Origin of the sequence: Fuerstiella sp., from assembly GCA_022447225.1 — a bacterium.
Taxonomy (GTDB): Bacteria; Planctomycetota; Planctomycetia; order Planctomycetales; family Planctomycetaceae; genus S139-18.
In genome coordinates this window covers 1-21,620 of sequence record JAKVAZ010000013.1, presented here as the reverse complement: position 1 = coordinate 21,620, position 21,620 = coordinate 1, and the positions used below count along the sequence as shown (strand labels likewise).

Sequence of the window (21,620 nt, the reverse complement as noted above, 5' to 3'; positions counted from 1 at the left end):
TCCACTCTCATTGTCGACGGAATCTCACTCATGTCGCAAACCATTAAAATGACCACACCACTGATCAGCGCCAAAGCCATCCAGAAAACATACAAAACCGGGCAGCATGAAGTGCGGGTCCTGCGTGGCGCCGGCATTTCGGCGTCTGAAGGGGAATTCATTTCAGTGATCGGCCAGAGTGGATCAGGCAAGAGCACAATGCTGCATGTGCTGGGCCTGCTGGATGCCCCGGACGTCGGCGAAGTCCTCTACGAAGGCAGGCGTATCGACAACCTGAATGAAAAGGCTCGTGACCTGTTGCGCAATCGTGTCTTCGGGTTCATCTTCCAGTTCTACCATCTGCTGCCGGAACTCTCACTGCTTGAGAACGTAATGGCCCCCCTCATGATTCGATACTCGCTGTGGAACTACTGGAAACACCGCAGGAGCATCAAACAGCAGGCACAGGAAATGCTGGCACAGGTCGGTCTGGAACACCGCACGAAACATCGACCGTCACAGCTCTCCGGCGGTGAACTCCAGCGAGGAGCCATTGCAAGAGCACTGATCACCCGGCCTCGAATCCTGCTTGCAGACGAACCCACCGGCAATCTGGACGCCGAAACCGGTCAGGAGATCATGGCTCTGCTAAAAAATCTGAACGAAGAAACCAGGCTGACGATTGTGATGGTGACTCACGACGAAGCAATCGCCGGTCAGGCACACCGCATCGTACGACTTAAAGAAGGTCGTATCGAAAAAGCAACAGTCGCCAACGTGGGTGTCGGTGCGGCGATGTGAATCCGGGAACCCTCGCGTGACTTTTCGAAGAGACACAGGGCAGTCTGAACAGAACAAGATTCGGCGTACCGGCGCGGCAGACAGTATTGCTGATGACCCGCTTCAGGTCATGATACCGGACCAGGTTGCTTTGCAGTGAGGCTGACAGCAGGATTGTGGAAAAGCGGCATTCCTGCCTGTGGGGAAAGCCAGGCCTATTTGGCAGACCTGAGGCGCCAACGCTACAATTCGGAAATGTTGCCGGAATCATTCGGCTGGTTGCTGAATGGTCGGGATTTGTCGTCCGGATGCAACAGGGGCATCGTAAGCAACGGACAAACGGCCTGCCTGAATTCAGAGGCTGCACGAAAAGAAAGTTGAATCTATGTCGTCTCCCATTCGAGTTGCTGTCACTGGTGCTGCCGGTCAGATTGGTTATTCGCTCGTTTTTCGTATCGCATCGGGTCAGGTGTTTGGTCCGGATCAGCCCGTGATTCTGCACCTGGTTGAAGTTCCGCCCGTGATGTCGGCACTGGACGGCGTGCACATGGAACTGGACGATTGCGCGTTTCCAACTTTGGCCGGTGTGGTCAAGGCCGACAGCGATCATCTGGAAGACGGGTTCGGCGATTGCAACTATGTCCTGTGTGTGGGCAGTGTGCCTCGCAAAAAAGGCATGGAACGCGGTGACCTGATCAGAACCAACGGACCCATTTTCACCAGTACCGGCAAAGCGATTTCCAATGCGGCCGCCACCGACGTTCGCGTGCTGGTGATTGGAAATCCCTGCAACACCAACTGCCTGATCGCGATGAATAACGCCCCCAACGTTCCCAACGACCGGTGGTACGCCATGACGATGCTGGACCAGAACCGCGCCGTCTCCCAGTTGGCTCAGAAATCGGGTCAGCCGGTGGCGGCGGTTTCCAATATGACCATCTGGGGCAATCACTCGGCAACCCAGTATCCGGATTTTTATAATGCAAAAATCAACGGCCAGCCTGCGGCGGATGCCATCAGTGATGAAGCCTGGCTGCAGGGCGACTTCATTAGTACGGTACAAAAACGCGGGGCAGCAATCATCGAAGCCCGAGGGGCCTCCAGTGCGGCCTCAGCAGCAAACGCGATCATCGACAGCGTGAAAGCCATTTCGGGGGCCACAACGGCAGGTGAAACATTCAGTGCGGCCGTCTGTAGTGACGGCAGCTACGGTGTGGACGAAGGCCTAATCAGCAGCTTCCCGCTCACCAGTAACGGCAGCCAATGGTCCATCGAACAGGGTCTGGTCCACAATGAATTTGCCCAGACCAAAATCGACGCAACCATCGCCGAACTTCGTGAAGAACGAGATACCGTTAAGGATCTATTGAACTGAAGCAGCCCTTTTGTCAAACGAAGACTGTGTGTTGGTGAACCAGCAGAATCCGGACGTATTGCAATGCTGAACACTGCAGGTCCGCTCTGAACCGTTAGGGTGACGACTGTCTGTCATATCGATAGCCAACCCCGTGAACCGTTCTGATGATTCGTGGATGTTTGGGATCGACTTCGACACGCTTGCGAAGCTGTGAAATATGCTGATCCAGCGTGCGGCTGCTGGGGAGGTAATCTTCTCCCCAGGCCTGACGAAACAACGTGTTACGATCGAGCGCTTTACCGACGTTCTCGTGAAGAAGCTGTAACAACTTCACGTCACGGGGACTCAGTTCCACAATGCTGTCTCCCCGGCGAGCTCGCAGCTCCGCCGGAATCACCAGCAGATCATCAATCGTAAATTCCTCGGGTGGGGAGTCCTGCCGGGCATAACAGCGGCGAGACACCGCACGCACACGTGCCACGACTTCCCGCACACTGAATGGTTTGATGATAAAATCATCTGCTCCAAGTTCAAATCCAACCAGCCGGTCAATCTCTTCGGCTTTGGCGCTGATGAAAATAATCGGCAGGTCCGGTGAATTCTCCCGGATTGATTTACACACTTCGTATCCGCTGGCCCCCGGCATCATGATGTCCAGACACACGAAATCCGGCGTAGAATCCCTGAACAGTCTTATCGCCGTTATTCCGTCTGCGGCCGAAACAACATCGTACCCCTCAGACTGCAGGACCTCCACCAGCCCCTCACGTGTGTGGCGATCATCTTCGGCGACAAGAACTTTCATAATGTTGCTCTTTGCCGGAGCGAAACTTTTTTCCTGTCCGCAATTTTGCGACGGACGACACTCAGTCACTGCCGGCTCAATGGTTAACTGCCCTCTGGTCCGTCCACACGTCCACTGCCGTCATGTGTCCCGCTTTTCTTCCGCGTAGCTGCGCCGCAAATACACCGGCTCGAGCGTGTCCGGGTCCGACCAGCTTTGCTGATCAATCCTTTCAGACGCCAGTGGAAACAAAGCCGATGCCCGAGGTGATCGACAATCAGGTGCGACAACCGGAACGGATTCGGCAATCCGGTCACTGAACCTGTCAACTCCCGGTCCTGTGAGCAGACCATCAGCCTGCCCTTGCTGTGTTTCCAGAATACTTTCCAGACTTTCTATCCGTACCGTTCCCAGCGGCTGAACGGTTTCCTGTCCCCGATATGAATTGACGAAGACATCCCCGCGCTGGGCATCAGCGATAACAGTGACCGTTCTGTCGGTCGGTGAAGCACGTTGAGCAATTGCCTGCAGCGTGTCTACCGCGACCAGTTTTGTTTGATTGATCCATGCGAATGTCTTGGCAAACACAACTCCGACGCGCAGACCGGTAAAACTCCCCGGTCCCACACTCACGGCAACCACATCGACCTGTGCCGGCCGCAAACAGGCCTGCCGAAGCATCTCGTCAACCGCCGGCACCAGCAGTCGCGCACTACGACGTCCGGCAGTGTCCAGAACATTCTCTTCGACAAGCCGGCCTGTATCCGCCAGGGCAACAGATGCATCCAGTCCCGATGTTTCTATGGCAAGAATTATCACGCAGGTTGTTCTGTGGGAAGCAGCGCGGCAAGTGCAGCATTCAGTGTGAGGCTTGGTCGCATGGCTCGCTGCACCTGTTCACTGTCGGGCGAATAGTACCCGCCGATATCCTGAGGCAGACCCTGAACAGAATTCAACTCATCCATAATGGTCTGTTCGCTGTTGCTTAACGATTCTGCCAGTGCTTTGAATTCCTGCTGCAGTTCGAGGTGATCGCCCTGCTCCGCCAAGGCCTGAGCCCAGTACAGCGCCAGGTAAAAATGACTTCCCCGCGTGTCGAGTTCGTGGACTTTGCGCGACGGGGAACGGTTGTTTTTCAGAAATTTGTCTGTGGCAGTATCAAGCGCTTTGGCCACCACAGAGAGTTTGGCGTTCTCCGTTTTTTCCGCCAGATCCTCCAGTGAAACCGCCAGCGCCAGAAACTCACCCAGTGAATCCCAGCGCAGGTGGCCCTCTTCACTGAATTGCTGGACGTGCTTCGGTGCCGACCCGCCGGCACCCGTTTCGAACAAGCCGCCTCCTGCAAGCAAAGGCACAATCGAGAGCATGCGGGAACTGGTCCCTAACTCCAGTATCGGAAACAGGTCCGTCAAATAATCCCTCAGCACGTTTCCCGTCACAGAAATTGTATCCAGCCCCGCTTTGGCTCGCTCGCAGGAAAGACGAGTCGCTTTGACAGGTGACAGAATTTGAATATCAAGTCCGCCGGTGTCATGATCTTTCAGATATTTTTTAACCAGCGCAATCAAATTTCGATCGTGAGCCCGACCTGGATTCAGCCAGAAGACCGTGGTAGCCCCGGTTGCCCGGGCCCGACTGACAGCCAGCCTCACCCAGTCTCGAATCGGAGCATCTTTCGTCCGGCACATTCGCCAGATATCGCCTGCGGCGACAGTGTGCTTCATCAGCGTTGTGCCGGCGTCGTCCACAACCTGCACCGTGCCGGCGGCAGCAATTTCAAATGTTTTATCGTGAGATCCGTACTCTTCGGCTTTTTGAGCCATCAGTCCTACGTTGGAGACATTCCCCATGGTGGCTACATCAAAAGCCCCGTGTTCCCGGCAAAAATTGATCACTTCTTCATACACACCCACATAGGAACGATCCGGTATCACGAATTTTGTGTCATGCAACTCACCATCCGGCCCCCACATGCGGCCCGAAGTTCGAATGGCCGCCGGCATTGACGCATCAATGATCACGTCACTCGGAACATGCAGATTCGTAATCCCTTTGTCGGAATTGACCATCGCCATCTGCGGCCGTTCTTTATAAACAGCCTCTATGTCGGCGAGAATAGCGGACTTTTGATCCTCAGGTAACTGGCCCAAACGAGCGTACAGATTTCCCACGCCGTTTGCCGGTTTGAAGCCCAGTTCATTCAGTGTTGATCCGTGTTTTTCGAATACATCTTCAAAGAACACACTGACCGCGTGACCAAAAATAATCGGATCGGACACCTTCATCATGGTGGCCTTGAGGTGCAGTGAGAACAGCACATTCTGTTCTTTGGCATCTTTAATGGAGTTCGCTAGGAACTCCCGCAACGCCTGGCAGCTCATCACCGAGGCATCAATCACATCACCGGCCTCCAGACCAACCTGGTCCCGAAGCTCCGTCACATGACCTGTGGAATCAGTGTGAAGCATTTTCACGCCGCCGGCATCGGCCAGCACACAGGACTGCTCACTTCCGAAAAAATCCCCCTGATCCATGTGTGACACATGTGACTTTGAATCGCTACTCCATTCTCCCATGGAATGGGGACGGCTCTGAGCGTGTTTCTTTACGGGCGCGGCAACCCGACGGTCTGAATTTCCTTCCCGAAGAACGGGATTCACAGCACTTCCAAGGACCTTCGCGTAACGGGTCCGAATGTCTCTCTCTGTATCGGACTGCGGCTGAGACGGAAAGTCCGGAATATTGTAACCGTCCTGCTGAAGCTCACTGATCGCAGCCGTAAGCTGAGGTATGGATGCACTGATGTTGGGCAGCTTGATTACATTGGCCCCTGGCTGCTTTACCAGCACACCCAGCTGCTCCAGAGCGTCGGTCTGTCGCTGTTCCTCTTTAAGATTCTCCGGAAACGCGGCAATGATTCGTCCGGCAAGTGAAATATCTTTGAGCTCCACTTCAATACCGGACGTTGATGTGTAAGCGCGAATAATCGGTAACAGTGACGCGGTCGCCAAAGCTGGCGCTTCGTCAGTGAGTGTGTAGATGATTTTTGCTGTCGGGACTGACATAGAATTCGCTGATGTTCCGCTGTAGGCACCCGTGTTCAATCGGTCAAATTTCAGTAAACATTAACAGCCCGCTGCTGCTCAAACAAATGAAGAGGCTGACTCCATTCTGTTGCCCATGGATTGTGACGGCAGCCACTCACCGAACAGGTCAACGCAAAGGAGTTCATTCCATACACCCGGCCTGTGGAGTAAATTAGTGCTCCGGCCGGAACAGTATCGACACATCTTTCTGCAGCCGTGGCGTTCGAATCGGGGTCAAACTGCCCGGTAACATCCAACGGTGGTTATCGGATCCGTTTCCCTGCGGAAACGCCGGTGATTTCACTCCGGCGCAAAACTTCCCTTTTCACTCACCGAAGGTCGAATCGACGATGCGATACGTCCACTGGATTTTTTTCGGATTGATCACGATTGGGTTCGCTCCGTTTGCATTCACCGTCGAGACGCTTGAAATCGGTTCACGCCGGGAACTGTTCGTCGATCACTTTCTCATCGATCAACTCAATGGCACCCGGCTTAGACTGCACCATCCACAACGTGCCGGTGTGGCGCTGAAGATGGACCGCCCCTGGGAACCGATGATGGGAGCCTACATCACCGTAATCCTCGATCAGGGAAAGTACAAAATGTACTACCGCGGTCGGGCACCTCGCGTCCGAACACCCCGGTCACAGGAGGTCGGTTGTTATGCAGAGAGTAATGACGGGATTAGCTGGACCCGGCCAAATCTTGGATTTCACCGCGTGTTCGGTACGAAGAATAACAACGTGATCCTGACTGATGTCGGTCACGATGCCGTCAACTTTGCTCCCTTCATCGACCGACGGCCCGACGCGCCGGCCGCGGAACGCTATAAAGCGATTGGAGGGCTCCCCCCTGCTGGATTGTTTGCCTATGTGTCGGCAGACGGTTTGCGCTGGAAGAAGCTGAGGGACGAACCAATCATTACCGCAGGCACATTCGACTCGCAGAACAACGCCTTCTGGTCGCAAAGTGAACAGTGCTATGTCTGCTACTTCCGGACAATGAAAGACGGAATACGCTGGGTCTCACGCTCCACATCACTGGATTTTCTTAACTGGCAACCGGCCGTAGAAGCGGACTTTGGTGATGCACCGGCTGAACATATCTACACCAACCAGACCGAACCGTACTTTCGCGCCCCACATATTTACCTGGGAATGGCGGCCCGCTTTATGCCCCGCCGCCGGGCACTGACGGACGCTCAGGAACAACAGCTCAACCTGCCTGGCCTTGACGATTACCTGAATCTGCGTGCGGCACTCTCGGACTGCGTACTGCTGAGCAGCCGGGGGGGCCGGCGTTTTGAACGAACATTCCTGGAATCGTTCCTTCGTCCTGGCCAGGATCTGCAGGACTGGGTCGCCCGGTCAAATTATCTGGCACGTGGTGTCGTCCCAACCGGTAAAACGGAAATGTCCCTGTATGTGAAACGACACTATGGCCAGCCCACGGCCCATATTGAACGTCTGACGCTGCGGACCGATGGCTTTGCCTCGGTTTGGGCCCCCTATCGCGGCGGCCAAATGACGACCAAGCCCCTAACCTTCTCTGGCAGACAACTGGTAATCAACTATGCCTCATCCGCTGCCGGAGGAATCCGCGTTGAAATCCAGAACAATGCCGGCCAGGCCCTGCCGGGCTTCCGGTTGAGTGACTGCCAGGAGATCATCGGCGATGAAATTGAACGGGTGGTGTCATGGCGTGGCAGCAGCGACGTAAGCAACCTGGCCGGTCAGACCATTCGTTTGCGTTTTGAAATGAAAGATGCCGACCTTTATTCAGTCCGCTTCCACTCCGACTGACCGGTCGGGGATCCGAAATGCTCAGCCGCACGCCAGGTGCTGTACGACTGCGGGCCTGTTGGTGTCAAAACGAACCGGGGCAACCGCTGTTTTGGAAGCATCACCTCCCTGATCCGACGATCGTTTCGAAACATGGCCTTCGGTCCGGTCTTCTTTGTGAGCAACTAACCGCTAGACCACAGCCCCGGTGTACAGGACATCCATCGCGTTTCCCAGGTTAAGATGACGTGGACGATCAAAGCGATCGATGATCGTCTGATGCGGATTGATCCCCAGAGCATTGTAAATCGTGGCACCAATGTCATTGGGATGGAAAGGGGACGTCAGCGGAGAACCGCCGATACGATCGGACTGACCGATGACCTGTCCACCCCGAACACCACCGCCGGCAAAGACAGCCGTATACACAGAGGCCCAGTGATGCCGTCCCGGTACGGTTTGTCCCGGAAGTGGCGAAATGGTCGGCGTGCGACCAAATTCGCCCACACAGACCAACAGTGTCTGATCCAGCAGTCCGCGCTGTTCCAGATCATCAAGCAGTGCACTGAAGCCGTTATCCAGTGCAGGCAGCATCGTCTTCAGTCTGGGGAAATGATTGACATGTGTATCCCACATCTGGACGTGCCCCATGTTGCACTGGATCACCGGCATTTCCAGTTCAACCAGCCGCCGCGCCATCAGCAGCGTCTGACCATATTGATGCCGACCGTAACGATCCCGGGTCGCGGCAGATTCCGCGTTAATATCAAGCGCCCCCCGAAGACCCGGTGATGTCAGCATCGAAAAGGCTCGTTCCCGTTCGCCGCCGAATCGGATCGCCTGCTGCGACTGATCGAGCGAGTGGCACTGGCGGTTGATTTTGTCCAGAAGCAGGCGTCGCCGATCGAGTCGCACCGCACTCATACCTTCGATGAGCGAAAGACCTCGCACTTGATAATTTTCACTGTTGGGATCGCCCTGCAACACCAGCGGATCATGTCGGGGACCAAGAAAACCGGCATGCTGGCCTGGCCAGACCAAAGGACCTTCGATCAGTGAATTTGGCAGCGTGACCTGACTCGGCAGTCCGTCACTTCGAGGTCGCAGCCGTGAAGCAGTCGCCCCAAATGAAGGCCAGTCGGCTCGGTTCAGCGTTTTTTCCTGGTTCGATGATCCACGAAACGGCTGGACGGCTCCGGTCAGTGCATTGTGTGAACTCGACAGGTGTCGATTGTCACCGTGAGACATCGAACGAACAATCGCCAGCCTGTCCGTTCGTTTCGCCAGCCCGGGCATTTTTTCCGAAAACAGCACACCGGAAAGCGTGGTTGCAATCGAGTCGTATTCGCCTTTGACCTCAGACGCCTTCGGCTTTGGATCGAACATGTCGATGTGGCTGCCGCCTCCCGTCAGATAAATCAGGACGACAGATTTGGCACGTCGCACCCCGGAAGCCGCTGCCGCCTGACACTCCAGGACACCGGACAGGCCGAGCCCGAAGAAGGAAGAGTATCCGATTTGCAGAACTTCACGACGATGAAACATGGTCGCGCAGACTTTCGGCCGGAGTGACAGGCTTGAAAGCACATTAGAACATTGCACCGAGCCTGATTCAATACGGACGACAGTTCCGTGCGATAGCACTCAGTTGTCGGCAACACCGATTTCATACAGCCGGCAACGCCTTCACCACTGCACGTTGCCTAAGAAAACAGCTGCAGCAAACGCAACATCACACAGACGAACGACCCGACAGGTCATTCGTCAAAAACCGGGAACCGGTATAAACTCACGTGATATTCTTTGGTGCCCCCTGAGTCGAAACAGAGACAATCGCGATGACCGGAGTTTCACGGCGAAAAATCATTACATCCACTGCAACCGCCGGGGCTGTAACAGCAGGCCTGATCGAATCGTCGGTCGGTCAGGCACCGAAGACAGCCGACACGACTGACCCCGCCGGCAAACGAGACTGGTGGAATAAAGAATTTCGAACGCTGGTAACGCTTGGCGAAAGCACAACAGCCGGCGGATGGGCGAGTCACAGAGAACGTGCCTGGGCTCATCTGCTGCCTGATCTTATTAACGACTTCCAGCGCATCCCCGTCCAGCTGGTCAATGTCGGGATCGGTGCAAATGTGATCTCCACGCAGAGTCCTTCGTATGAACACAGCGGAAAACCGGCCGCACTGGAAAGACTTGATCAGCACGTGATCCGGCACAAACCCGACCTGCTCGTGGTCTCATACGGACTCAACGACGCCCGCGGCGGCACGCAGCCTGACCGGTTTGCGGAGAACATGCGAAAACTGATCGATCACGTTCGCACCAGGATTCAACCACTGATCGTACTGCTCGGCCCCTACTACATGACGGCCTTCGATCAGTTTGGGCCGCACTGGAACAAAGCCACACTGCAGCAGTTTCATGTGTTCAACGAGGTCACATCGCAGGTGGCAGCTAATAAAGACTGTTTGTTTGTCGATCTGCTTTCAGCTTATGGCAACGCAAACTGGCTGGTCCATCACGACGCCGTGCATGCCAATGATCTGGGTCATCGGATTGTGGCCAATAAGGTTTTTGAAGTACTGGCCTCAAATTGTTCGGGACTCGCACGTGAAACCCGGGAACTTGAGAAACATATTCCACCGTGGCGAGACGAATCCGTGCTCAGACGCAGCGTGGAAAACTGACGAACGGACAGGGTTAGGGAAATCACCGTTCGCGCCTGCCTGCCCGCAATGAAACGCGGTCCGCAAACAGACCTCAACGGGCTGCTTTAACAGGAAAGTTCATACACTAATCAGTGTGTGCAGTCGGCCCCTGTCACGAAGTGGCAAATGTTCCGGTGCGCCCCCCGGCCACACGAGCGTAATCGGCACCGGAAATAATGATTGAACGAGTCAGCATTCCCGCGTTGAAGGCAACGCGCTCGTTTTGATTCAGTTGTTGGTCGATGTGCAGCGGAAACGGAAGCACCGGCTCGCCAAACGGCGGAACAGCGCCGGGAACAAGGCCGGTCTTGTCCAATAACTCCTCCTTTGTTGCAAAGCGCATCTTTCTGATACCCAGAGATTTCTTAGCCGCCTTTGAATCCAGCGTTCGGTCGGCCGGAATCACGAAAAGTCGAAAATCGCCGTCGCATTTGATGAGCAGGGCTTTTGCTCCGGTACTCAAATCTTCTCCCCGGGCGGCCGCAGATTGTGCGGAAGTAAATGTGGGCGCATGTTCCCTCATCTCGTAACTAACTTCCGCAGTGTCCAGAAACTGCTTGATCCGCTGAAACACTTCGTTGTCGTCTGTTGTCGCCATTCCGCTGCCTCTCAATCCGGCTTCTATGATCAGCCTGACTCGCACGACTCACTTCAGTGGGTTCTCGTACCAGACAACATTGGCCGTCGCCCGCCCCGCATTGAGCAGATCCAGATCGCCGTCGCGGTCCATGTCGATCGATCTCAGATCGTAACTTTGCTGACCACTGTCGAGCGTGTGAGCAGTGAAACCTCCCGTACCGTCATTTTCATACCACATGACACGCTCACTGCCGTAACCGCAGGCGGCAGCATCAGGGTCACCGTCCTGATCATGATCGGCAACGGTCAGATCATGAGGGAATTCAAGATCCGTATCGATCTCGTGCATTTTCCAGGTCGGATTTTCAAACCAAAGGACGCCGATTCCGTGGCCGCGTGAGGCCAGCCAGTCAACCCGGCCGTCGCCATTGACGTCGGCCGGCAGTATATTGGTGGCCCCGGTTTGTTTATCAGCCAGAACGACTTTCTCCCAGGCATCGTTTACCCGCTCAGCGCCCGGGTTTTTCCAGTAGCCAAACCAGTTGCCGTCGGCAAACGGCTGGCCCTTGGCTCCAACAGCAATCTCCTTCCACCCGTCTCCGTCGATGTCACCAGCGCCCATATAGTGACTGCCGCCGCGGGCGTCACGGTCAGCAAAGACGTGGCGGTTCCAGTGCTTTGCCGTTCGAAGATTACGGGGAACGCTGAACCACGCCATGGAATCTCCAATTCCCTGTTGCGGGTCAAAATTGTTGATAATCAAATCATCGCGCCCGTCATTATCGATGTCCGCCGTTGTCAGACAGTGAATGGCAGTGATATCGGGATCGATCACTCCAGGTGTCCACGCTCCCTGCAGCGCCTTGTTTTTTCCTGGATTCTCAAGCCAAAACGGATGACCACTGGCCAGGGCGCCGGCCCAGTCCAGATCGCCGTCACCGTCGGCATCGATGACTGTGCTGTGAATACACGTGCCTCCGCCGAAGAACCGATGCAGAACTACCTCCTTCTGCCAGCCAGGCCCGATGAACAGACTGACTTTCCCGTTGACACTGGTAATCACATCAAGAGGTTTGTCTCCGTTGACATCCAGTGCGACTGCGGTATTGCAGTGTCCCTGGTCCATCACAATGTGCTTTTGCCACTGGACCGGATCGCCTGCTGTCGCTGACGGTATTAGTGCCACTGCAGCAGCAATGGCAATGAACAGGGAACAGTGATTCAGGAGAAGGTGAGACCGCGGCTGCATTTCAAAAACCATTCTCTTCGAATTTTCAACAGACACCCGGATACGGTACGTCCGAAGAATCACCGACCACCAGTCGGGCACAACCAAAGTGCATCTGACAAATGTGATGGCTTCGAACGTCGCCACTGCAGTATCGTGCAATCGACACAGGTGTCCAGAGGCCCCGATCTTCTTTTTATGTGTCAATCAAAGGCAATTTTACAGGATTGAGGCATCACGACGCACGAATGAACGCAGGATGATTCGCTCGTGTCACCGGTGGACAGTGGTCTCGATTCACTTCTTGTTGTCAGACACAGGGGACATGATCCTTAACAAATCATCAGATCATAGCTGTAAGACGTTCTGTGATTCGTCGATTGTGATTACGGCCATGATTCATGATATTGTGAAATGACAGATCCTGGGTGAAACTTGGCTGTACGTTTGGGCTCCCCGCAGAAGCAAGGACCAATCCATGCAATTCGACACTCACAAAAGCCACAGTGTTATAACGCGTACTTTTTGTGCCTGTCTGCTGATACCAGCCTGCGCAATGATTAATCCGGCTACTGCGACTGCCGACGAACCACGATTTGTGGATCATTCGCTGTTGGTGGCCCCGGAATACCCCTGCACCTGGCCGTCGTATCCATTCCCTCGTTTTCAAATTACACATCAACGTCGCCTCGGACTCGATTCCGCCTACAACGTCGACGTACTGTTGATCGACGGAAACACAGCAACCCAGCTGGATGTGCCGCCACATTCGGTGGCAAGGCCGGAGCTGAATCGTGAAAAATCCGGACCATATGGTCTGGCGTATACGGATCGGATCGAAGCCTGGCAGTTTGGAGGGGAAGCCTGTGTGGTCGATGTGCGCGACCTGCTGGATCAGGAATCGAATGGTGTCAGCCCGCTGGTCACCGCCCGACATGTCAAACGATTCGAACAGAGACATCGCAGACTGCACTTCGGCGATGTTGTCCTGTTCCGCAGTGATTATTCAGACCGCTACTACCGTCCGTTTCCGGAGGGTCACCGTTACATCACAGACATTCTGGAACGTAAAGCGCCCGGATATCCGGACCCGGACCCGGACTGTATGGAATTCCTGGCAAAACGACGTGTGATGACGCTGGGCACCGACAGCGCGAGCATGGGGCCGCTCCCAACGCTGGGTGAGCCGACTCATTACGCCGGACTGAAATACGGCATGATCTGGACCGAAGGAGCAACCAACCTGGGAGCAATACCTCCTACCGGGGCCTTCTATTGTCTGCTTGGTCCGAAACACAAAGACGGAGCCTATGGCGAAGGTCGGGCATTTTCGATTGTGGGAGGCGATTTGCCAAAACGACTGATTGCGTCCTGCACCAACAAGCGTGCCATTGATCTTTCCCCCACACTCTCAACCGACACTCCTGTAACGTCACCCGGCTTCACCACGGGAGATCACCGGCAAACCTATCTGCAGATCAATTTTCTGTTTATTGAATACCTGGACTTCTGGCACCACGGGCATCTGATGGATTCGATGGCCGGCACACACCTGGTACCGCCCTCGTATACTCTGCCAACAGCGGATGAGCAGCCCGCATATGCCCCGGAAGTTCGGGGCTGGCTGGAGGAATTCGAGACCAAGTACGGCAAACGCGGCACCAGTTCGATGACCACGGAGAAGGTTCCGCTTTCCTGGACCTGCGGTGAGGCACGAGTGATCGACGTACGATCGCTCGTTGGTACAACCGAACGTCAGCAGTGGCCTGCTTCACCCGAAATTACGCCCCGTCATATCCAGGCATTTGAAAAGAAACACGGCTCACTAAACCCAGGCGACGTGGTCATTTTTCACACCGGACACATCGATACTCATCTCACACCCCATCCGGCTGATCGGGCACTGTGGCTGGACCCCCTCAGCGGAAATTCCGAAGGCTGGCCTGCGCCCGGCCCGGATGCAATTCTGTACCTCAAACAAAAGAAAATCCGCTGTGTTGCGACCGACGCTCCCAATCTGGGCGGCGTTGATCCCAGGCAGGCACTCATGACTTACTGGACCCTGGGCAGCCGGGAAATGGTGGGCGTCGAATTCCTGCACAACGCCGGTAACATCCCTGACAGCAACCCATATTTCCTGTTCGCTGCTGTGAAAGTCCGGGACTGTCACGGAGGTCCCGGACGGGCGATTGTTTTGTACTGACAATGCTGCTGGTAACTCACCGGCAAATCTCCTGTCGGCCGTCGCAAAAAATGATCCGGTACCGGAATCCGTATCCGTTTTTTTGACGTTCTCTGCGTTGACGGAACGGGCGCAGTGAGGTTCCGTGAGGAAAACGATATTTGAAAACCGTACGGCCTGGCCAGCAGTGACAGAGACGATTCGGCAATCACATCGATTCATGACTCTCCCGCCGCCTGGAAGCGCTGACCCGTCACTGGTTTGCTACGATTGCCAAGAATCAAATAAAACTAAACCCGCATAAACAAACTGCCACACGATCAATGACACATCCACTGTTTAACCTTGATGGTAAAGTCGCAGTGGTTTCGGGCGCAGCCCAGGGGCTCGGACAGGCGACAGCCATTGCTGTGGCTCAGTGCGGCGCCGACGTCACACTGGTTGATCGAAATGTCGACGGAGCGGAAGCAACCGCCGCACAAATTCGGTCGATGGGCCGAAACGCGTTCGTTTCCGGAACCAACACCTCTGACCCGGAAGCAATTGCAGAACTGTTTCAGCAGGTAGACTCCAGATTCGGTCGTGTTGACTTTCTGGGAAACATCGCAGGTGACGGTCACCTGGTGAAACCGGAAGATCTCCAGGTCCCCGACCTGCTCAAAGTGCTGCAGAACCTGGTCGTTGGTCGGTTTGTCATGTGTCGGGAAGCCGGACGTCGCATGCTGGATCAGGGAAGCGGTTCCATCATGAACATTGGTTCGCTGGCAAGTTCCACCGCACTCGGCCGAGGTCATATTGCGTACAGCATGGCAATGGGAGCCGTAATTCAGATGACGCGGGAACTCAGCACCGAATGGAGCCATCGCGGTGTGCGCGTCAATTGTGTGACACCTGCCCAGGTAACCAATCCCAGCCTGAAAGTTCGCATGGAAGATGACCCCACACTTGAAACCCGATTCCTCAAAGGCATACCGGTGGGACGACTCGGACGACCGAGGGACATCATGGGCCTGGCAGCGCTGCTCGCCTCCGATGCATCAGAGTGGATCACCGGTGCCATCATTCCCATGGATGGCGGCAATATGGCAATGAACGCCGGCGGAACACCGGGTCATGAACACAGCGTCATACAGTCGTTTCGCGGAGAGACACATGAGTAACAGCACAGCATCTGAATCATCTGTAAGTCTCGATCACGAAACAGCACTGTCGCTCTATCGAACAATGCAGACAATTCGGCAAACCGAGGAACACCTGGCGCGGTGTCACCAGCGAGGAACCGTACTCGGCGCGTGTCACACCTATGTTGGTGAAGAAGCGATTGCCACCGGAATCTGCGCTCACCTGAATCATGAGGACGTGGTGTTCAGTACACACCGCGGTCACGGCCATGCACTGGCCAAGGGTCTGGAACCAGAAAAACTGATTGCAGAACTTTTTGGTCGCAGTACCGGCGTTTCGTACGGACGAGGCGGCAGTATGCATCTGTTTGCACCCGAGATAGGTCTGATGGGAACCAGCGGGATTGTCGGTCCGTGTATCCTGCAGGCGTGCGGCGGCGGTTACAGTTTCAAAATCCTGCAGCAGGACAGAGTCGCCGTGGCATTTTTTGGGGATGGAGCCGTCAACAATGGCGCATTCCATGAAGGTCTCAACATGGCCAGCATCTGGAATCTGCCCGTTGTCTTTGTGTGCGAGAACAATCAGTTCGCCACGGAGGTTGCCTTCGAATACTCCAGTGGTATTCCTGATGTCGGACGACGAGCTGCAAACTATGGCCTGCCCGGCAGTGAGGTGGACGGTAATGATCTCGTGGCCGTTTATCAGGCAGCTCAGGAGGCCGTCGAGCGTGCCCGGTCCGGCGGGGGAGCGACACTCATTGAATGCAGGACCTACCGGACACGAGCTCACGCTGAAGGAATGGGCGATTTCACTTATCGGACTCGTGAGGACGTTGCCAAATGGAAAGAACGCTGCCCCATCCGCAGGTTTGCAGAACATGTTCAGTCGAATGATCTGGCAAAAGAACAGCAACTGACAGATATCGATGAAGAAATCAAAACTCGGGTGGCCGATGCAGCCACATCCGCAGATACGGCCGCCTGGCCTGATGCAGCCACGGCCACGACACATGTCTATTTTGAAGATTCCCGACCGAACCCGCCGGGCCCACCAGCTCCCGGCGAACGCATCCTGAGTTATACGGCGGCAACACACGAGGTCCTGGAACAGGAAATGAAAGTCAATCCGGCCATCTGGGTGATGGGCGAAGGGATTGGAGCACGTGGTGGTAATTTTGCCACGACAACCGGACTGTTCGACAAGTACGGAGCGGAGCGGCTTTGTGATACTCCTATTTGCGAACGTGGATTCGTGGGACTGGGCTGTGGCGCTGCGATGACCGGAACCCGCCCGATCATCGACTTCATGTTCATTGACTTCATTAATGATGCGTTCGGCGAAGTGATCAATCAGATCGCCAAAATGCAGTACATGAGCAGCGGTCGTCTGAAGATGCCGATTTTGCTCCGCGGCTGTGGCGGTATCGGGCATTCGGCCGCCACACACCATTCCGGACTGTATCATTCGATCTATTCGCACATTCCCGGTCTGCGAGTTGTCATGCCGTCAACTCCCTACGACGCAAAAGGACTTTTCGCTCACGCGCTCCGCTGCAACGATCCCGTTTTGTTCCTCGAACACCGGGAATTAATGGCCACAAAAGGTCCTGTGCCGGAAACAGACTATGAAATTCCGTTTGGACAGGCGGCCGTTGTGCGTGAGGGAACCGATGCCACGATTGTGGCCGTTTCACTGATGGTGCAGCATGCCCTTAACGCGGCGGAACAGCTTGAAAACAACGGTATTTCAGTTGAAGTTATCGATCCAAGAACCGTTTCACCGCTGGACACAGAAACGATTCTGCGGTCCGTAGCAAAAACCGGTCGGTTACTGGTTGTCGACGAAGCGTTTCAGCCGTGCAGTGTTGCATCCGAAATCGTGGCCCATGTTGCCGACTCCGGCTTCGATGACCTGGATGCTCCGATCAAACGACTCAACGGAGCCTTCACACCGACACCTTATGCTCCGACCCTGGAGCAGGCGGTCGTACCCAACGTCGATAAAATTGTTGCGACTTTGCAGAATTTGCTGGAAGAGTAACCATGCCTGTCGAAATCACAGTGCCGCGTCTTGGCTGGTCGATGGACGAGGGGACCTTTGGCAGCTGGTTAAAAAAATCGGGCGAATTTGTCGCAGCGGGAGACATGGTCTTCGAACTGGAAGGAGAGAAGGCTATTCACGAAATTGAGACATTCGATTCCGGAACACTTCACCTTCCCCCGGATGCTCCACAGCCAGGAGATACCGTGGTGGTTGGACAACTGATCGGCTATTTGCTGGCCGATGGAGATGCTCCTCCGACCTCGCTTCAGTCCACCGTTTCATCACCCGACATTTCCGGTGAAGAAAAAACACCGGTGAGCCCGGCCAACGTTTCAGTAACTGCTGAAGCCGTCAGTAAACAGAATATTGTCTCCGACAGCAGAAAACGGGCCGGAAGGATCGCATCACCGAGAGCTCGTCGCACAGCGCAGGCACTGGGCATTGACTGGACTGGTGTTCGCGGAACAGGTCGTAACGGGCGGGTTCGCGAGCGAGATATAATTGGCAGGAGCAATATCGATCGTGCGCATCGGTCGGCTGAATTTTCTCCCGCGTCGCCCGGAACTCATCACCCGGCTTCAAAGATCCGCAGAGCGGTCGCGGAACGTATGACTGCGGCAATGCGACAGGCGGCCCCGGTGACACTCACCACAAAGCTGAATGCTGCCGGGATTGTGGCGTTTCGCAGTGCGCTGAAATCCAATGCCGGCATTTCTGTGATTCCTGGTTACACAGACATCGTTGTCGGGCTGGCAGCCACAGCGTTGAAAGAATGCCCTGAACTCAACGCGTGCTGGTACAACGAGGGTGTGTTTGTTTATGACGACATCAACATTGGAATTGCTGTCGATACGAAGGAGGGCCTGGTGGTTCCGGTCCTCAACCACGCCAGTTCTCTTACACTGCCAGAAATCACCCGCCAGTCACTGTCACTGGTGGAACAGGCTCGCAAAGGAACGCTGTCGCAAAGCCATTTGCAGGGCGGTACGTTCACCGTCACCAGTCTTGGTATGTTTGACGTCGATTTTTTCACCCCTATTCTTAATCTGCCCCAGGCGGCAATCCTTGGTATCGGACGCATCGTTCGTGAACCGGTGGTAAGCGGCAATAACATCGTGGCTGGTGAAACAATGGGACTGAGTCTGACATTTGATCATCGCGTCATTGATGGCGCACCCGCCGCACGCTGGCTGCAGACACTGTCAAAACTGTTGCAAAATCCACGACAGGCAGTCAATCAGGGCTAACTGCTCTGTCGGATTTTCATCAGTGACCATCCGGGTCAATGTCAAAACAGCCTGGCAGATGGAGCAACTGCTACTTTACATCCGCACCATCGTTCGGACGCCGCCGTCGCCCTCGACGCCCCTTGCCCCTGGTTTTCTTCCGGGAACTGTCTGCTGTCGTTGACTCTGTTGCCCCGGAATCACTGTCACTCCGGACATTCGCGACAGGACTTCGTGTTCGAGGTCTCCGTCGGCGGCGGTTGCGATTGCGATTGCCCGGCGGTGAAGTACCACCATCCGATTTGTTTTTCGCGTCAGATTCGGGCAATGGGTCGGGTGTCCGACCATCCTCAAGCAGTTTGAATCCGATGAGTCGCTCAATACTCTTCAGACGACCTTCTTCATCCGGACTGCACAACGAAATCGCTATACCGTGCGCACCGGCTCGTCCGGTTCGCCCAATCCGATGAACGTAGCTTTCCGGTTCAACCGGAATTTCGAAGTTGATGATGTGAGTAATTCCCTCAACATCAATGCCACGTGCGGCAAGATCTGTAGCGACAAGCACCCGGACTTTGTCGGCACGAAACGCTGTGAGCGCCTGTTGGCGAGCATTTTGTGATTTGTTCCCGTGAATCGCCACAGCTTCAATGTGGTCCCGACGCAGATATTCGGCCACATAGTTGGCACCACGTTTGGTCCGGGTGAATACGATCGCCTGACCAACGTCATTCGCCTTCAGCAACACGGCAAGCAGTGGTTTCTTTTGACGATGCGAGACGAAAATCACTCGCTGGTCAATAAGTTCCACATTAGTTTGCTCAGCGTTGATTTTTACCCTGACAGGATGATGCAGCAGCTTCTCTGCCAGCCTGCTGATGCTTTGAGGCATTGTCGCAGAGAAAAACATCGACTGTCTGCGGATCGGTAATGATCTGATGATTCGCTTCAGGTCCGGCAGAAATCCCATGTCCAGCATGCGGTCCGCTTCATCGAGCACAAAGATTTGCAAACGATTCAGATGGATATGTTCCTGTTGCATCAGATCAAGTAGACGGCCAGGTGTCGCGATCACAATCTGGACGCCCCGCTGAACAGCTTTCACCTGCCCGCTCTGTCCGACTCCTCCGTAAATCAGCGACTGCTTCACATCAACATAACGCCCGTATGTTGTGCAGCTCTCACCAATCTGAATCGCCAGTTCACGCGTGGGCGCCAGAACCAGTACCAGCGGACGTCTGGCGACCGGTTTGAAATCCTGGTCCGCCAGGTAATCCAGAATTGGCAACAGAAATGCTGCCGTCTTCCCGGTACCTGTCTGAGCACACCCAAGAATATCGTGCCCTTCCAGTGCAGCGGGAAGCGTTTGTTCCTGAATGGGCGTTGGAGTCACATAGCCCTCTTCCTCGATAGCCCGTTCCAGCGGAGCAATCAGCTTGAATTGTTTGAAATCTGGCACGGAAGAAGGGTTGCCTCTGGTAGATCGAAATGTTGAACATGATGGCAAAGTGGCTCAGCCACAAAAATCATCGTCATCTGATGGAACAACGAGGTCCATGGCTTGGCTGGTGATGGGCCCCTGACTCCTGTGTTGTGTGACGATTCATTCACGTTTCCTTTTTGAAGTCCTGAACCGGCGTAACGTGGACATTGACCCCATTTTTATGGAAGTCGCCGTCAGAGTCGTAGACCTGCTGCCGCCGGGCACCACCAAAATCCAGGTTATCCAGGTTGCGAGAGAACAATCTATCGATTTGACTAAGTCCTAACACAGAAACTGGTCCGACCTGATTAAGAACGAAATCCGTGATTCCGGTCATCGCACCTGAAAATATCGAATGGCTGTACCACCAAACCTGCATGCTAAACCGTAAACGGTCACCAATGTCAAGGTCAGCCTTAAACACTGAACCGTGGTTTGGCTACGGCTTCCCCTGGTGAAACAGTTCTGAAACAACCACGAATCCAGTTCCTGCTGTCTCTCAAAAAATATTCCACAGACAAAAGGGAATCCTGACGCACCCGACCTGCCGACACCAACACACACTTTTTGGGGCTCGCCGGCAACCTGCTAACTGCAACGCTCATGGCACTCCCCAAATTTCGCCGTTGCGCATGCAAAAGCCGATGGACAGTATTAACCGTCCACCGGCTTTGCATATAGCAACAGGTTGAGATCTGAAGTTGTGAGTTTCGGCAGATTGAAAGCAGGTAATCAATCAATCCCGAAACTGCTGGTTTGGATGGTCTGACAGCCAAACGCCCCTCGAAAGAAACGTCTAATCTGCCTCCCATTAGTCATCCTTAGAAAGGAGGTGATCCAGCCGCAGGTTCCCCTACGGCTACCTTGTTACGACTTAGTCCCAATCACGAAGTTCGCCCTAGGCACCTGCCCCTCCGAAGAGATAGCTCAGTGACTTTAGGCGCCCCCCGCTTTCGTGGCTTGACGGGCGGTGTGTACAAGGCTCAGGAACATATTCACCGCAGTATAGCTGACCTGCGATTACTAGCGATTCCAGCTTCATGCAGGCGAGTTGCAGCCTGCAATCCGAACTGAGCAACACTTTTTGAGATTTGCTTACCCTTACGGGTTCGCTGCCCTTTGTATGTTGCATTGTAGGACGTGTGCAGCCCTGGACATAAAGGCCATGATGACTTGACGTCGTCCCCGCCTTCCTCCGGTTTAACACCGGCAGTCTCCTTAGAGTCCCCACCCGAAGTGCTGGCAACTAAGGACAAGGGTTGCGCTCGTTAAG

16 protein-coding genes and 1 rRNA gene are annotated in these 21,620 nt (G+C 54.8%); 8 read left to right on the top strand and 9 right to left on the bottom strand.

Translation table 11 applies throughout. The features are described from left to right. Positions 1-30: 30 nt before the first annotated feature. Both MK110_15225 and MK110_15220 read left to right on the top strand, forming a co-directional pair. Positions 31-780, top strand: coding sequence for an ABC transporter ATP-binding protein (locus tag MK110_15225; protein ID MCH2212653.1), 750 nt, complete (start codon positions 31-33; stop codon positions 778-780). 364 nt (positions 781-1,144) lie between these two features. Then, positions 1,145-2,134, top strand: coding sequence for a malate dehydrogenase (locus tag MK110_15220; GenBank protein MCH2212652.1), 990 nt, complete (start codon positions 1,145-1,147; stop codon positions 2,132-2,134). A gap of 94 nt (positions 2,135-2,228) precedes the next feature. Here the strand turns inward: MK110_15220 and MK110_15215 are convergent, their stop codons facing one another. The 3 genes from MK110_15215 to MK110_15205 all read right to left on the bottom strand — a co-directional run bounded on the left by MK110_15215 (position 2,229) and on the right by MK110_15205 (position 5,965). Then, positions 2,229-2,921, bottom strand: a complete 693-nt coding sequence (locus MK110_15215; GenBank protein ID MCH2212651.1) for a response regulator transcription factor — start codon at positions 2,919-2,921, stop codon at positions 2,229-2,231. Positions 2,922-3,041: 120 nt separating this feature from the next. Then, positions 3,042-3,719, bottom strand: coding sequence for a tRNA (adenosine(37)-N6)-threonylcarbamoyltransferase complex dimerization subunit type 1 TsaB (gene tsaB, locus MK110_15210; GenBank protein MCH2212650.1), 678 nt, complete (start codon positions 3,717-3,719; stop codon positions 3,042-3,044). Then, positions 3,716-5,965: an NADP-dependent isocitrate dehydrogenase gene (locus MK110_15205; GenBank protein MCH2212649.1), complete on the bottom strand. Its 2,250-nt coding sequence runs from the start codon at positions 5,963-5,965 to the stop codon at positions 3,716-3,718. The genes tsaB and MK110_15205 overlap by 4 nt, the downstream gene beginning before the upstream one ends. A gap of 371 nt (positions 5,966-6,336) precedes the next feature. Here MK110_15205 and MK110_15200 point away from each other — a divergent pair, with 371 nt between their 5' ends. Continuing rightward, entirely contained in the window at positions 6,337-7,791 is a 1,455-nt protein-coding gene (locus MK110_15200) for a hypothetical protein (GenBank protein ID MCH2212648.1), read from the top strand. A gap of 171 nt (positions 7,792-7,962) precedes the next feature. Here the strand turns inward: MK110_15200 and MK110_15195 are convergent, their stop codons facing one another. Further along, positions 7,963-9,315: a DUF1501 domain-containing protein gene (locus MK110_15195; GenBank protein MCH2212647.1), complete on the bottom strand. Its 1,353-nt coding sequence runs from the start codon at positions 9,313-9,315 to the stop codon at positions 7,963-7,965. A gap of 293 nt (positions 9,316-9,608) precedes the next feature. On the opposite strand from MK110_15195, the gene MK110_15190 reads away from it, so the two are divergent. Then, entirely contained in the window at positions 9,609-10,463 is an 855-nt protein-coding gene (locus MK110_15190) for an SGNH/GDSL hydrolase family protein (GenBank protein MCH2212646.1), read from the top strand. Between the two features lie 133 nt (positions 10,464-10,596). Here MK110_15190 and MK110_15185 read toward each other — a convergent pair whose 3' ends face one another. Continuing rightward, the gene (locus MK110_15185; protein MCH2212645.1) at positions 10,597-11,127 is read right to left on the bottom strand and encodes a hypothetical protein; all 531 of its coding nucleotides are present in this window, start codon (positions 11,125-11,127) and stop codon (positions 10,597-10,599) included. Positions 11,128-11,130: 3 nt separating this feature from the next. Further along, positions 11,131-12,312 (bottom strand): VCBS repeat-containing protein, encoded by a 1,182-nt coding sequence (locus MK110_15180; GenBank protein MCH2212644.1) that lies wholly within the window; start codon positions 12,310-12,312, stop codon positions 11,131-11,133. A gap of 457 nt (positions 12,313-12,769) precedes the next feature. Between MK110_15180 and MK110_15175 the strand changes: the two genes are divergently transcribed. From MK110_15175 to MK110_15160, 4 genes are all read left to right on the top strand, one after another. Beyond that, positions 12,770-14,494, top strand: coding sequence for a cyclase family protein (locus MK110_15175; GenBank protein MCH2212643.1), 1,725 nt, complete (start codon positions 12,770-12,772; stop codon positions 14,492-14,494). A 302-nt stretch (positions 14,495-14,796) separates the two neighbouring features. Continuing rightward, entirely contained in the window at positions 14,797-15,633 is an 837-nt protein-coding gene (locus tag MK110_15170; GenBank protein MCH2212642.1) for an SDR family oxidoreductase, read from the top strand. Then, positions 15,626-17,635 (top strand): dehydrogenase E1 component subunit alpha/beta, encoded by a 2,010-nt coding sequence (locus MK110_15165; GenBank protein MCH2212641.1) that lies wholly within the window; start codon positions 15,626-15,628, stop codon positions 17,633-17,635. The genes MK110_15170 and MK110_15165 overlap by 8 nt, the downstream gene beginning before the upstream one ends. A 2-nt stretch (positions 17,636-17,637) precedes the next feature. Continuing rightward, positions 17,638-18,885 carry a 2-oxo acid dehydrogenase subunit E2 gene (locus MK110_15160; protein ID MCH2212640.1) on the top strand — a complete coding sequence of 416 codons (1,248 nt, stop codon included), beginning with the start codon at positions 17,638-17,640 and terminating at the stop codon, positions 18,883-18,885. A 70-nt stretch (positions 18,886-18,955) separates the two neighbouring features. On the opposite strand, the gene MK110_15155 is transcribed toward MK110_15160, so the two are convergent. The 3 genes from MK110_15155 to MK110_15145 form a co-directional block, all read right to left on the bottom strand. After that, positions 18,956-20,323 carry a DEAD/DEAH box helicase gene (locus MK110_15155; protein ID MCH2212639.1) on the bottom strand — a complete coding sequence of 456 codons (1,368 nt, stop codon included), beginning with the start codon at positions 20,321-20,323 and terminating at the stop codon, positions 18,956-18,958. Between the two features lie 148 nt (positions 20,324-20,471). Continuing rightward, positions 20,472-20,684 (bottom strand): hypothetical protein, encoded by a 213-nt coding sequence (locus tag MK110_15150; GenBank protein ID MCH2212638.1) that lies wholly within the window; start codon positions 20,682-20,684, stop codon positions 20,472-20,474. Positions 20,685-21,172: 488 nt separating this feature from the next. Further along, positions 21,173-21,620, bottom strand: a 16S ribosomal RNA gene (locus MK110_15145); the annotation flags it as partial.

Bases quoted from the DNA above. Each gene is read 5' to 3' on its own strand.
- MK110_15205 (MCH2212649.1), bottom strand. From the start codon at position 5,965: ATGTCAGTCCCGACAGCAAAAATCATCTACACACTCACTGACGAAGCG.
- MK110_15175 (MCH2212643.1), top strand. From the start codon at position 12,770: ATGCAATTCGACACTCACAAAAGCCACAGTGTTATAACGCGTACTTTT.
- MK110_15225 (MCH2212653.1), top strand. From the start codon at position 31: ATGTCGCAAACCATTAAAATGACCACACCACTGATCAGCGCCAAAGCC.
- MK110_15215 (MCH2212651.1), bottom strand. From the start codon at position 2,921: ATGAAAGTTCTTGTCGCCGAAGATGATCGCCACACACGTGAGGGGCTG.
- MK110_15180 (MCH2212644.1), bottom strand. From the start codon at position 12,312: ATGCAGCCGCGGTCTCACCTTCTCCTGAATCACTGTTCCCTGTTCATT.
- MK110_15160 (MCH2212640.1), top strand. From the start codon at position 17,638: ATGCCTGTCGAAATCACAGTGCCGCGTCTTGGCTGGTCGATGGACGAG.
- MK110_15220 (MCH2212652.1), top strand. From the start codon at position 1,145: ATGTCGTCTCCCATTCGAGTTGCTGTCACTGGTGCTGCCGGTCAGATT.
- MK110_15190 (MCH2212646.1), top strand. From the start codon at position 9,609: ATGACCGGAGTTTCACGGCGAAAAATCATTACATCCACTGCAACCGCC.
- MK110_15165 (MCH2212641.1), top strand. From the start codon at position 15,626: ATGAGTAACAGCACAGCATCTGAATCATCTGTAAGTCTCGATCACGAA.
- MK110_15150 (MCH2212638.1), bottom strand. From the start codon at position 20,684: ATGACCGGAATCACGGATTTCGTTCTTAATCAGGTCGGACCAGTTTCT.
- MK110_15195 (MCH2212647.1), bottom strand. From the start codon at position 9,315: ATGTTTCATCGTCGTGAAGTTCTGCAAATCGGATACTCTTCCTTCTTC.
- MK110_15200 (MCH2212648.1), top strand. From the start codon at position 6,337: ATGCGATACGTCCACTGGATTTTTTTCGGATTGATCACGATTGGGTTC.
- MK110_15170 (MCH2212642.1), top strand. From the start codon at position 14,797: ATGACACATCCACTGTTTAACCTTGATGGTAAAGTCGCAGTGGTTTCG.